Source organism: Dactylosporangium sp. NPDC005555, assembly GCF_040605635.1.
In the GTDB taxonomy this organism is placed as follows: Bacteria; Actinomycetota; Actinomycetes; order Mycobacteriales; family Micromonosporaceae; genus Dactylosporangium.
Genome location: NZ_JBEXDG010000005.1, coordinates 272,827 through 283,946, shown reverse-complemented (window position 1 = coordinate 283,946; position 11,120 = coordinate 272,827). Strand labels below are relative to the sequence as shown.

The window sequence follows — 11,120 nt, the reverse complement described above, 5'->3', positions numbered from 1 at the left end:
GCTCGTCCGCCCGGCTCAGAACAGCAGTTCGAGGGGGCCGCGCAGGAAGTAGACGATGAACAGGACCGCCACGCCGTAGAGGAGGGGGTGCACCTCGCGGGCCTTGCCGGCGGCGACCTTGATCACGACGTAGGAGACGACGCCGGCGCCGATGCCGTTGGAGATGGAGTAGGTGAAGGGCATGAGGACGATCGTGAGGAACGCCGGGAGGGCGATCTCGTAGTCGGACCAGTCGATGGTCCGCACGACGGTCATCATCAGGAAGCCGACGACGACCAGGGCGACGGACGCCGCCTCGAACGGCACGACGGTCACCAGCGGCGCGAAGAACATCGCGACGAGGAACAGCGCGCCGGTCACCAGGCTCGCCACACCGGTGCGCGCGCCCTCGGCGACGCCGGAGGCGCTCTCGATGTAGCTGGTGTTGCTGGAGGTGCTGGCGACGCCGCCGGCGGCCGCGGCGACGGAGTCGACGAGGAGGATCTCCCGGGTGCGGGGCGGCATGCCCTGCTCGTCGAGCAGCTCACCCTCCTGGGCGACGGCGACCATCGTGCCCATCGTGTCGAAGAAGTCGGTGATGAGCAGGGTGAACACGAACATGATCACGATAAGGACGCCGGCGGTCTGCCACGAGTGCAGCACGTTGAAGTGGCCGAACAGCGACAGGTCGGGCTTGTCGATGATCTTGTCGGGGAGGACGGGGACGTTGAGGCTCCAGCCCTTCGGGTTGGGCTTGCCGTCCACGGACGAGGGGCCGGCCTTGGCGATCGCCTCGATGATGATCGCGAGCACGGTGGAGACGAGGATGCCGATGAGGATCGCGCCGCGGACCTTGCGCACCACCAGCACGACGGTGAGCAGCAGGCCGACGCCGAACGCGAGGGCCGGCCAGCTGACGAGCTTGCCGCCGATGCCGAGCCCGACCGGGACCGTGGTGCCGGCCACATCGGGCACGCGCCGCACGAAACCCGCGTCGACGAAGCCGATGAGGGCCAGGAACAGGCCGATGCCGACCCCGATGGCGGTCTTCAGCTGCGTCGGTACGGCGCGGAACACCGCCTCCCGCAGCCCGGTGAGCACGAGGACGGCGATGAGCACGCCCTCGATCACCACGAGGCCCATCGCGTCGGCCCAGGTCATGTGGGGCGCGATCTCGAACGCGACGAGCGCGTTGACGCCGAGGCCGGCGGCGAGGGCGAGCGGGAACCGGGCGACGACGCCCATGAGGATCGTCATCACGCCCGCGACGAGCGCGGTGGCCGAGGCGACCGCCGCGATGGCCAGCTTGCCGCCGGTGCTGTCGACGCCACTGCCGAGGATGAGGGGGTTGAGCACCACGATGTAGGCCATCGTGAAGAACGTGGCGAGCCCGCCACGGATCTCCCGGCTCAGCGTTGAGCCGCGCGCACTGATGTCGAAGAACCGGTCGAAGCCGTTACGCGGCTCCGCGCGGGTCGTGTTCATGTGTTGCCTCCCTGACGTTCACGTACGTGCCCCCGCCGCGCGATGATCCCATCTACGGCGCTGGAATCAACCGCGGGAATGTTTCGTGCGCGCAACGGTGGTCAGATGCCCGCGTGCGCACTTCGCTGAACCGGTCCGCCGTCGTCCTGCCGCCGCTCGCCCTGGCGGTCCTGATCGCGGTGTGGGGCCGGAAACTGCCGGTCCCCGTCGAGGTCGTCGTCGTGGCGCTGCTGGCGGGGTCGGTGCTGGCGGCCGTGCACCACGCGGAGGTGGTCGCGCACCGGGTCGGGGAGCCGTTCGGGTCGCTCATCCTGGCCGTGTCGGTCACCGTCATCGAGGTCGGCCTGATCATCACTCTGATGGTGTCCGGCGGGCCAGGGACGGCGACCCTCGCCCGCGACACCGTCTTCGCCGCCGTGATGATCACGTGCAACGGCATCGTGGGGCTGTCGCTGCTGGTCACGGCACTGCGCAGCCATGTCGCGGTGTTCAACGCCGAAGGCACCGGCGCCGCGCTCGCCGCCGTCATCACCCTCGCCACGCTGAGCATGGTGCTGCCGACGTTCACCATCAGCGCGCCCTCGCCGCAGTTCACCGGGCCGCAGCTGGCGTTCGCCGCCGTCGCATCGCTGACCCTGTACGCGCTGTTCGTGATCGTCCAGAACGTCCGGCACCGCGAATACTTCCTGCCGGTCGAAGGCGGCGGCACCGACGAGCACGCGGAGTTCCCGTCCCGGCGCAATGCCCTCACGAGCCTGGTGCTGCTGCTCGTCGCCCTCGTCGCCGTGGTGGGGCTGGCCAAGGTCGAGTCCGGCACGATCGAGGCCGGCGTCGCCCGGTTCGGGCTCCCGCACTCGTTCGTCGGGGTCGTCATCGCCGTGCTGATCCTGCTGCCGGAGACCCTCGCCGCGCTGCGCAACGCCCGTCGCGACCAGGTCCAGATCAGCCTCAACCTGGCGCTGGGCTCCGCGATCGCGAGCATCGGCCTGACCATCCCGGCGATCGCCGTCGCCTCGATCTGGCTCGCCGGACCGCTGAGCCTCGGCCTCGGCGCCACCCAGATCGTGCTGCTCGCCCTCACCTCCGGTGTCGGCGTGCTCACCTTCATGCCCGGCCGCGCCACCCTGCTCCAGGCCGCCGTCCACCTGTCGATCTGCGCCGCGTTCCTGTTCCTCGCCGCCAGCCCATAGACCATGAGGGTGGGCCCGGTGCTCGGGTGGTCGGCCAGGCGTGGATACCCTCTTATCTGACAATGTCTGCGCAATGTCGTCAGAATCGAGGAAGGCCGGGAATGATCGAACCAGTGCGGCTGCCGTCGCCGTGGTGTGACGAGCCCCTGACCGTGGTCGTCCCGACCTACAACGAGGCGGGCAACCTGCCTCGGCTGGTCGCCCGGCTGCTCGCCCTGCCACTGCCCGGGCTGAGCATCCTCGTCGCCGACGACAACTCCCCCGACGGCACCGGCGAGGTGGCGGAGAAGCTCGCCGCCGAGCACCCCGGGCGGATCCGGGTGGTGCACCGCCCCGGCAAGGAGGGCCTCGGCCGGGCGTATGTCGACGGCATCGGCAAGGCCCTCGAGGACGGCGCGAAGTACGTGGCGCAGATGGACGCCGACCTGTCGCACCCGCCGGAGGCGCTGCCCGGCATGCTCGGCGCGCTGCTGTCCACCCAGGCGGGCGTGGTCATCGGCTCACGGTACGTGCCCGGTGGGCAGCTCGACGAGAAGTGGCCGCTGTACCGGCGGGCGCTCAGCGGATGGGCCAACCTGTACGTGCACACGCTGCTGCAGGTGCGCATCCGCGACCTGACCGCCGGGTTCAAGATCTGGCGGGCGGACGCGCTGCGGACGATCGGCCTGGACCGCGTCCAGTCCAACGGCTACAGCTTCCAGGTCGAGATGCACTTCCTGGCGACGAAGCTCGGGCAGACGATCATCGAGGTGCCGATCCGCTTCGAGGAGCGCACCGACGGCGTGTCGAAGATGACCACGGCCACGAAGATCGAGAGCGCGACGATGCCGTTCAAGTTGCGCCTGAAGCACCGCAAGATCCAGCGCACGCAGCCGAACGTCTGACGGCCCAGCCGGCCGGCGCCGCCGAGGCGGCGCCGGCCCGCAGCCACGCGGTCAGGTCGGCCGGGGGCATCGGGCGGGCGTCGTGGCCGCCCCCCTGCGCGGCGTCGCAGCCGGGTGCCTGCAGCGCGGCAACGTGTGTGGCGCCCTCGGCGCCCTCGGCGACGACCGACATGCCCAGGTTGTGGCCGAGCTCGATCGCGCCGCGGACCAGGACCGCGTCCTCCGGGTCGGCGTCCACGTGCATGACGACCCGCAGCACGGACAGGGTGAGCCGGGTGATGAGCCCGGTGGTCTCCGCGACGGGATGAACTCCGCCGCCGTCCACGCGGAGCGCGGCCACGTGGTCACGGAGCGTCCGGACGGTGACCGCTCAAGCACGGACGGCTCGCACGGTGATGGCACGGCGGCTCGTGACGGCGATCGAGCCGTCGTCCACGCCGGGCTCGGGCAAGCTCGTCGACCCGGCCCGGCCCTGTCGGCGGCGGTCTACTGCATCGACAGGTGGACGTGGTTGTAGTGGTCACCGGCGGGGGTGCCGTCGCCGCCGTAGGACTTCCAGCCGCTGCTGGGCTGCCAGATCCGTTTGTACCAGATGACGTACTTCACGCCGAGGTTCTTGGCGTTGGCGACGCACCAGGCGGCGAGCGCGTCACCGTACTGCTGGTCGGCGCCGGTGGCCCGGGCGTTGACGAAGGTCTTCGCGTTGGCGGAGAAGTCGCACGCCTTGCCCAGCGGGTGGTCGCCACCGCCGCCGCTGCGGTAGCACGACGTGTAGTGGGTGTAGCCGGCCCTGCGCGCCTCGTTGTAGGCGTTGAGCATCCGCGGTGAGATGCAGTTGCCGGTCGTCGGGTCCTTCTCGCTGCAGCCCTGCTTGGCGTAGGAGCCGTCGCTGTTGCGCCCGACCGGGTTGGTGGTGACCTTGCCGCCGCTCGGCGCGCCGGTGGTGGCCCCGCCGCCGCCCGCCTTCTTCAGCGCGTCCTCGGCGGTCTTCTTGTTCGCCTCCATGATCTTCAGCTGGGCCTGCTGGTTGGCGACCGCCGCGGCGATGTCCGCCTTCTGCTGCTCCAGCTTCCGGCGCGTCTCGGCGAGCTCGCGCAGGGCCTGGTCGTCGCGGGAGACCATGTATTCGATCGTCGACATGTCGTGCAGCAGCTCATTGGGGTTGTCGCTGCCGACCACCACGTTGAACAGGCTGACGCGGCGGCCGCGGTACGCCGCGGCCGCGACCGTCCCCGCCGCGGCCTCCAGCTCGGTCAGCCGGGTCTGGGTGGTCCCGAGCTCCGCCTCGATCGCCGCCTGGTCCGCGGTCGACTTGTCGAGGCGGCCCTTCGCGTCGTTGTACTCGCCGAGCGCCTTGTCCAGGGCTTGACGGACGGTGAGATTCTGGCCGCCGTCCTCGCCCGGCTCGGCGGCGGCGGGGTCGGGGAACGCGGCCACCCCGAGGAGCAGGGAGGCCAGCAGCAGCATCAGAACCCTGGGCACGTGCCGGGTCGGAGCAGTCAGCATCGCCGCCAGCATATCCAAGCACCGGCAGAGCGCCAGTCCACCGAAAACCGGTGAAACCACAGCATTACAGCGCATCCCAGGCGCCGTGTCCGGCATCCCTGAGCTGGACCGGCCAGGGTAGCCTCCACGAGAACGACGGGCGGCGTGGGGAGATCATCGTGCACTGGAGCGCGGGCGCGCGACCCGTGCGTCCCCGGCGCCCGGCACGGTGGCTTTCCGTTGTCCTCCTGGCACTCGCGGTGATCTGGCCGACCGCCGGCGGGCTCGTGCGCACCGGTCATGACGCGCCCGCCGCCCAGCGGTCCGACGTCGCCGCACAGCGTGTCGGCACCACCGCGCCGCGTGTCAACGCCACCGCACTGCGGGCCGGCGCAACCGTGCCGCGGGCCGGCGCCAAGTGTCAGTTCATCGGCAGCCCGGGCGGGCCGGCACGCTGTGACCACCATGGCGACCGCCGCACCGCGGGCCGGCTGCACCCGTCCGGCATCGACCTGGACGACGCCGGCATCGGCCTTCCGGCGGACGGCCCGGCGGCCGGGACCGGGCAGCACTCCGCCATCGCCCGCCCACCGTCCAGGCCCTCGTTGGCACAACTGCAGGTCTGGCGCCGCTGACCGGTGCGACCCGCCGCAGCCGTAAACCCGCGCCGTGTTCCACAACGTCAGTAGCAGAGACCGACCAGTTCGCCGGCGGACCACCGGCGACCGACAGACCCGGATGGCGAAGACCTCGATGACATACACACCACCCCCGCGCACCCCTCACCGGCGCCGCACACGGGCCGCCGTGGCCCTGGCCGCCGCGTCCGCGCTGCTGCTGTCGGCATGCACCGGCAGCGACTCACCGTCCAAGGACAACGGCGCGGCACAGGGCAGGCCGGGAGCGAGCTCGGCACCGCCGGCGCTGCCGGTCGAGCTCGCGATCAGCGGCCCGGCCGACGGCGCCGCCAACGTGCCGACGGCCGTCGACGTCGCCTACACGGCCAAGAACGCGGCGAACGTCACCGTCAAGCTCACCGACCCCAGCGGCGCCGAGGTCGCCGGTGCGGCCGGCGCCGAGGGCAAGGGCTGGCAGCCGGCCGGGCAGCTGAAGTACTCCACGAAGTACACGGCGACGGTCACCGCGACCTCGACCGACGGCAAGCCGACCACGGCGACCACGTCCTTCACCACGATGGCGAAGCCCGGCAAGCTCGGGAAGGTCACCAGCATCATCAACGACAAGCAGATCGTCGGCGTCGGGATGCCGGTCATCATCACCTTCGGCGTCGACGTCTCGAAGGAGAACCGGGCCGCGGTCCAGCAGCGCATCCAGGTGACCAGCGACCCGCCGCAGGAGGGCGCGTTCAACTGGTTCACCGGCAAGGAGCTGCACTTCCGCCCGAAGGAGTACTGGCAGCCGAACACGAAGATCCAGGTCGACGCCCGCACCGGCGGCACGAACCTGGACGGCAAGTGGTGGGGCGAGCGCGACGTCTCCTTCACCGCGACCGTCGGGCCGAAGTTCGTCATGGAGGTCGACAACGCCACCAAGCAGATGACCGTCACCCAGGACGGCCAGCTGCTGCGCACGATCCCGGTCAGCCTGGGCCGGCCGAAGAACCCGTCGGCCAGCGGCAACTTCATCGTCATGATCAAGAACGAGTGGGAGTGGTTCGACTCCTCCACCTACGGCGTCCCGGCGGACTCCGCCGCGGGGTACCGGACCAAGGTGTACTGGCCGCAGCGCCTCACCTGGGACGGCGAGTACATCCACTCGGCGCCGTGGTCGGAGGGCGACCAGGGCAAGCGCAACGTGTCGCACGGCTGCACGAACATCTCCGCCGCGCACGCGGAGTGGCTGTGGAAGCAGACCCGCATCGGTGACCCGGTCATCATCAAGGGCACCGAGGAGCAGGTGAAGTGGGGCAACGGCTGGACCGACTGGTCGACCAGCTGGGACCAGTACGTCAAGGGCAGCGCGGTGCCGTACGTCCCGGCCGCGACGACGAGCGCGTCGGCCGCACCGTCGGCTTCCGCCTCGTCGAACTGAGTTCACGCCCGACCGGCACGGCATCACGGCCGTGCCGGTCGGCGACCCAGGAGAGGGTCACCGGCCGAGCACGCCCCGCTCGTAGGCGGCGGCGACCGCGGCGGCGCGGTCGCTGACGCCGAGCTTGCCGTAGATGTGCAGCAGGTGCGTCTTCACCGTCGCCTCGCTGACGAACAGCCGGGCCGCCGCCTCCCGGTTGCCGCAGCCCTGCGCGACCAGGGTCAGCACCTCCAGTTCGCGGGCGCTGAGCGTCGCCTGCCGGGGCCCGCGGACCCGGTCGAGGAGCCGCCCGGCGACCGACGGGGCGAGCACCGCCTCACCGCGCGCGGCGGCGCGGACCGCCCGGAACAGCTCCTCCCGCGGCACGTCCTTCAGCAGGTACCCGGTGGCGCCCGCCTCGATCGCGGGCAGCACGTCCTGGTCGGTGTCGAACGTGGTGAGCACGAGCACCCGGACGGCCGGCAGCCGTTCGCGGAGCCGGCGGATCGTCTCGGCGCCGCCGAGGCGGGGCATCCTCAGGTCCATGAGCACGACGTCGGGGGCGACGTGCCCGGCCACGGTCAGCGCCTCCGCGCCGTCGGCCGCCTCACCCACGACGACGAAGTCGGGCTGCGCGCCGAGGACGCCCCGCAGCCCGTCCCGCACGACCGGATGGTCGTCGACGATCAGCAGCCGGATCCCGGTCACTCCGCTGCGCTCCGGTCCGGTCCGGTCATGACGGCTCCACCCGTACCGCCGGAAACGCCGCACTCAACGCCGTCCCGGTGCCTGGTGCGCTTTCCACGTGCAGCCTGCCGGCGAGGGCGGCGACCCGCTCCCGCATGCCGGCGAGGCCGAACCCGCCACCCGTCGCGGCGGGGTCGAAGCCGGTGCCGTCGTCGCGGACGTCGACGAGCAGCTCGTCGTCGAGGTAGGTCAGCGTCACGCCGGCCCGGGTCGCGGCGGCGTGCCGGGCGACGTTGGCGAGGCCCTCCTGCACGACGCGCAGCGCGGCCACCTCGATCTCCGGGTGCAGCCGGCCGGGCGGCCCGCTCACCGTGACCGTCGCCGGCACCCCGGCCAGGTCCGACCACCGTTCGGCGGTGCCGGTGACCGCCTGCGGCAGCGTGGTCGTGTCCAGGGCGCCGGGGCGCAGCGCCCGCACCGAGCGGCGCGCCTCGGTGAGGCTGTCGCGGGCCAGCTCACGGACCGTGGCAAGGCGGTGCCGCACCCTCGATGGATCCGCTTCCTCCTCGGCGGCCTCGACCTGGGTGACGATCGCGACGAGGCCCTGGGCGAGGGTGTCGTGGATCTCGCGGGCGAGGCGCTGCCGCTCCTCGCGGACCCCGTCGGTGCGGGCGTCGGCGAGCAGCCGTGCCTGCAGACCCGCGTTCTCCCCGGCGAGGCCGACCAGCCGGGCGTTGGCCAGCCGGAGCTCCTCGACCGTCGCGTGCCGCTGCGCCACCTGGTCCTCCATGAAGCGCAACGCCGCGCCGAAGAGGCTCGCCCCCGCCGTCCACGCCGCCCACATCCCGAACTGGGCGAGGGGGCCGAGCCCGTCGCTGGCGGCGGTGGACAGGAGCGCGGCTCCCGCGGCGCCGGCGTAGGCCCACGCGCCGGGCAGCGCCACGAACGCCATCCCGCACCAGGCGACGACGACCGGCAGGAACATCCACTCCCGGGCGAGCAGCCACCAGGTGACGCCGAGCACGACGGCGAAGTACCCGGCCATCCGCGGCAGCCGGCCCGGCCACGACGGGTGGGCCGTGATCATCCACCAGTGCCAGGCCGCGAGGAGCCCGGCGACGGCGAGGGTCTGCCACCGCTGCGGCCAGGGCTGCACGCCGTCCCGGGCGACGGCGGCCGCGCAGCCGGCGAGCAGCGGATACGGCAGCAGCTCCCACCACACGTCCCACGGACGCACGTCCCGCCGCAGGATGCCCCGCATCCGTCCATCCTGCCCGCTCGACGGGTCCGCCGGAAGGTTCATCGGTAGGTGAGGCGCCGCAGCAGCACCTCGGCCGGGCCGCGCATCCCGCGCCGCTCCAGCAGGACGGCCGCCGCGACGGTCGCGGCCCACGTGAGCACGGCGGTCCCGGCCACCGCGGCGGCGCCGAGGTCGTCGCCGAGACCGCCGGCCCACGCGGTGAACAGCCCGGCGAAGACCACCGACTGCGCGAGGTACATGCTGAGCGACCGCCGGCCGGTCGCGACCAGCGCACGGATCACGCGCGCCCGCCACACCCCGAGACCGGCCGGCGGAGTCCGTGCCCCGGCCGCGACGGGGCCGGCCGGCGTTTGCGCCCGGGCCGCGAGCAGGCCGATCAGCGCGAGGTAGCCGAGTCCGCCGGCGACGCCGGTGACCCCGTGCAGGCCGCTGACGACCAGCAGCGTCCCGTCCCCCGGCCGCCACCGTCCGATGACCGCCGCCGCCGTCGGGATTCCGCCGGCGGTGGCGAGCCCGATCCCGATCGCCGCGACCCGGCGCAGCAGCGGCCGGTGGTCCGCGGGCGACTCCAGGATCCGCCGCCGCGCCGCCCACACGCCGGCCAGCGCCGCGGAGCCGACGCCGGCCATCGCCGGGAGCGTCATCAACCACTCCAGGGGCCGCCAGGCGAGCGCCTCGAGCGGGTCGGCGATCGCCATCGACCAGAGATACTGCCGCCGGCCGGGTTCGGCGGGGCGGATGCCGTACACGAGCGCGGTGATGACGGCGGTCGGCAGCAGCCACAGCCCGCCCAGCCACAGCAGCGTGCGGTCGCGGGCGCCGGCGAGGGCGAGCAGGACCAGCGACAGCAGGGCATAGGTGCCCAGCACGTCGCCGGAGAAGAGCGCCACGGCGTGCACGGACCCGAGGACCAGCAGCCACCGGGCACGGCGCCGCACGAGCTGTTTCGCGCCGCCGGTGCACCGCCGGGAAAGCTGCACCGTGCCGTAGGCGAAGAGCGCCGCGAACAGCGGATAGGCCCGCCCGTCCACGAACGTCACCAGCACCGCCTCGACGGCGTGGTCCAGCGGGGTCCCGCCGAGCGGGTGCAGCCGGATGCCGTAGACGGGGCCGTAGCGGTGCAGCGCCGCGTTGGCGAGCGCGATCGCGAGCAGCAGCAGTCCCCTGCCGAGGTCGGGGGCGAGGACCCGCTGTGCCGGCGGCAGCGGACCGGCGGTGACGGTCGTCGACATGTCCCCAGCGTCGCGGCCCGCCGGGGCCGGCACATCGACCGGCGGGCGGCCCGCGTCGTCAACCGGTCGGTGGATGACAGGTCAGCGGGCGATCTCCACGCCCTGCACGCCGTCGAGGAGGCGCAGCGACTCCGCGATCGCCGGCAGGGACGTGTTGTTGTCGCCGCGGGCGGTCAGGACGATCGACTGGTCGTGCCCGGCGTAGTCGACGCGCAGCACGTGCGCGGTCGGCAGCGCCTCGAGGGCCTCGCGCTCCACCACGTCGAGCGGGAAGTCCGGCGACAGGGTCAGCGTCACCTGGATGCGGTGCCGGTCGGGCAGCCAGTTCGCCTCCGCCACCTTGAACAGCCACAACGCGCCGAGCGCGAGGACGGTGACGGCGCCCGCCGCCCAGAACAGCCGCAGCCCCGTCGCCAGGCCGATCGCGGCGGTGACCCACAGTGACGCCGCGGTCGTCAGGCCGCTGATGTTGACGCCTTCCTTGAAGATGGCGCCGGCGCCGAGGAACCCGATGCCGGTCACGACCTGCGCGGCGATACGCGTCGGGTCGGTGCCGGCCTCCTTGCCCGCGATGGTGAACAGGGCCGCGCCGGCGGCGACGAGCATGTGGGTGCGCAGCCCGGCGGGCTGGGCACCGATCTCCCGCTCCAGGCCGACGGCGGCACCGAGGAGGATGGCGATCAGCAGCGGGGGGATGACGGTCCAGTCCATCGCACACTCTTACCGTCCGGCGGTCGTTCCCGCCACCGGAGGCGCCTCGGTTCTGCCGCCGGACGCCGGTGCGGCGGGTCCCGGCGCCGGGTTGTCGCACGCCCGTCCCGCCGGCCGGCTGTCCAACGCTGTCCGATGCTGTCCAGGATCGCGGGCGGCCGGTGCGGGGCTGCGC

General features: G+C 72.6%; 11 protein-coding genes. 4 read left to right on the top strand and 7 right to left on the bottom strand.

Annotated elements, in window-relative coordinates:
• Positions 1-15: 15 nt before the first annotated feature.
• A complete protein-coding gene (locus tag ABZS58_RS08715; protein WP_354779125.1) occupies positions 16-1,464 on the bottom strand; it encodes an NCS2 family permease in 1,449 nt (482 codons plus the stop codon).
• Between the two features lie 113 nt (positions 1,465-1,577).
• Here ABZS58_RS08715 and ABZS58_RS08710 point away from each other — a divergent pair, with 113 nt between their 5' ends.
• Together ABZS58_RS08710 and ABZS58_RS08705 are read left to right on the top strand one after the other, a co-directional pair.
• On the top strand, positions 1,578-2,654 hold the full coding sequence (locus ABZS58_RS08710) for an ionic transporter y4hA (RefSeq protein ID WP_354779123.1): 1,077 nt from the start codon (positions 1,578-1,580) through the stop codon (positions 2,652-2,654).
• A gap of 101 nt (positions 2,655-2,755) precedes the next feature.
• Positions 2,756-3,538, top strand: a complete 783-nt coding sequence (locus tag ABZS58_RS08705; RefSeq protein WP_354779121.1) for a polyprenol monophosphomannose synthase — start codon at positions 2,756-2,758, stop codon at positions 3,536-3,538.
• Here the strand turns inward: ABZS58_RS08705 and ABZS58_RS08700 are convergent.
• Both ABZS58_RS08700 and ABZS58_RS08695 read right to left on the bottom strand, forming a co-directional pair.
• Positions 3,486-3,878, bottom strand: coding sequence for an EAL domain-containing protein (locus tag ABZS58_RS08700; protein WP_354779119.1), 393 nt, complete (start codon positions 3,876-3,878; stop codon positions 3,486-3,488). The genes ABZS58_RS08705 and ABZS58_RS08700 overlap by 53 nt on opposite strands.
• A 146-nt stretch (positions 3,879-4,024) precedes the next feature.
• Positions 4,025-5,044: a hypothetical protein gene (locus ABZS58_RS08695; RefSeq protein ID WP_354779117.1), complete on the bottom strand. Its 1,020-nt coding sequence runs from the start codon at positions 5,042-5,044 to the stop codon at positions 4,025-4,027.
• Positions 5,045-5,283: 239 nt separating this feature from the next.
• Here ABZS58_RS08695 and ABZS58_RS08690 point away from each other — a divergent pair, with 239 nt between their 5' ends.
• Entirely contained in the window at positions 5,284-5,658 is a 375-nt protein-coding gene (locus ABZS58_RS08690; RefSeq protein ID WP_354779115.1) for a hypothetical protein, read from the top strand.
• Positions 5,659-5,776: 118 nt separating this feature from the next.
• Positions 5,777-7,075 (top strand): Ig-like domain-containing protein, encoded by a 1,299-nt coding sequence (locus ABZS58_RS08685; RefSeq protein ID WP_354779113.1) that lies wholly within the window; start codon positions 5,777-5,779, stop codon positions 7,073-7,075.
• 57 nt (positions 7,076-7,132) lie between these two features.
• Here ABZS58_RS08685 and ABZS58_RS08680 read toward each other — a convergent pair whose 3' ends face one another.
• The 4 genes from ABZS58_RS08680 to ABZS58_RS08665 form a co-directional block, all read right to left on the bottom strand.
• Complete coding sequence (locus ABZS58_RS08680) at positions 7,133-7,762, bottom strand: response regulator transcription factor (protein ID WP_354779111.1); 630 nt, start codon at positions 7,760-7,762, stop codon at positions 7,133-7,135.
• Positions 7,763-7,787: 25 nt separating this feature from the next.
• Complete coding sequence (locus ABZS58_RS08675) at positions 7,788-9,002, bottom strand: sensor histidine kinase (protein ID WP_354779109.1); 1,215 nt, start codon at positions 9,000-9,002, stop codon at positions 7,788-7,790.
• 38 nt (positions 9,003-9,040) lie between these two features.
• Positions 9,041-10,234 carry a DUF418 domain-containing protein gene (locus ABZS58_RS08670; RefSeq protein ID WP_354779107.1) on the bottom strand — a complete coding sequence of 398 codons (1,194 nt, stop codon included), beginning with the start codon at positions 10,232-10,234 and terminating at the stop codon, positions 9,041-9,043.
• 81 nt (positions 10,235-10,315) lie between these two features.
• Complete coding sequence (locus tag ABZS58_RS08665; RefSeq protein ID WP_354779105.1) at positions 10,316-10,945, bottom strand: MgtC/SapB family protein; 630 nt, start codon at positions 10,943-10,945, stop codon at positions 10,316-10,318.
• Positions 10,946-11,120: the final 175 nt, after the last annotated feature.